The organism is uncultured Nocardioides sp., from assembly GCF_902805925.1.
In the GTDB taxonomy this organism is placed as follows: Bacteria; Actinomycetota; Actinomycetes; order Propionibacteriales; family Nocardioidaceae; genus Nocardioides.
The window spans coordinates 410-1,363 of record NZ_CADCUP010000024.1; the positions used below are offsets into that span (position 1 = coordinate 410).

The following is a 954-nucleotide window of genomic DNA, read 5'->3' on the forward strand; positions in this document are numbered from 1 at the left end:
ACGCCCACACGATCCGCACCAGCCCCCGGTCCTTGAGCGCGCGGGCGGCCTGCTCGACGGTCTGCAGGTCCAGGTCGACGACGGGGTCGCGGTTGTTCGACTGGTTGCAGGCGGAGCGGAGGGCGTTCGCGCTGAGGGGGTAGGACGCCGGCACCGTCGTCTGCTTCTCCAGGAGCGCACCCAGGATGCGCTGCTCGGTGGCGTCCAGGACGGGGAGCTCGCTCACGGCTACGACCCTAGGTCCTCGGCCTGCTCTCGTGCTCGCACGACAGCAGGGACGGCGCCTGCCTCAGCTGGACGCGGTCCTGGACCGCAGCCGGTGGGGAAGCTCACCTCGACCCGGTCACGATGAAGGCGATGTGGGGTCGTACGTGCCCAACAGGTAGCGGGCGACGTACGGGGTGCGAGCGACGACTCGGATGGCAACGTCGCAGTCAGCGCAGGCGACCCCGACCCACGCATCCCTGGGGTACATCGCGGCCTCGCTGCGCCGAGGCTGTCGAACCGCGTGGGACTCGAGGTCATGGCCGCGGCGGGGGTCGAGGAATTGCACGCCGTATCCCACAGCAGGATCGCTGCACGGGGTTGACGCAGGCTCCCCGGGACGCTCGACGACCGGCGCGCCCAAGAGCGGCCCGCGTTCGCACCACGCGGACAGCGCCCCCGAGTCCCAGGTGTTGGGCACGTGGATGCTCACCCCCCGCCACTGCTCGACGTGCCACCCTGCCGGCGCATCGAGCGCGCCGCTGGTCCTCGGCCGTTCGTCGGATGCGGGCGCCTCATCCGGAGGAGAGCCACCGCCGACGATGGTGGCGACCCCCAGTCCCGCGGCGAGCACGACGGCCACACCCATGCCCACGACCCGGTGTCGTCGGCGTGCCGCTCCGCGGGTGCGCGCGGCGGTCGCGAGGTCCGTGCTCAACGCGGCATCGGCAGTGCCGAACTCGAGGGCTT

General features: G+C 72.0%; 2 protein-coding genes. Both read right to left on the reverse strand.

What is annotated here, in order from left to right; genetic code table 11:
* The coding region (locus QZX64_RS01445; protein ID WP_295656367.1) for a DUF480 domain-containing protein at positions 1-226 on the reverse strand (226 nt) is incomplete at its 3' end.
* Between the two features lie 117 nt (positions 227-343).
* On the reverse strand, positions 344-954 hold a 611-nt coding region (locus QZX64_RS01450), incomplete at its 5' end, for a hypothetical protein (RefSeq protein WP_295656369.1).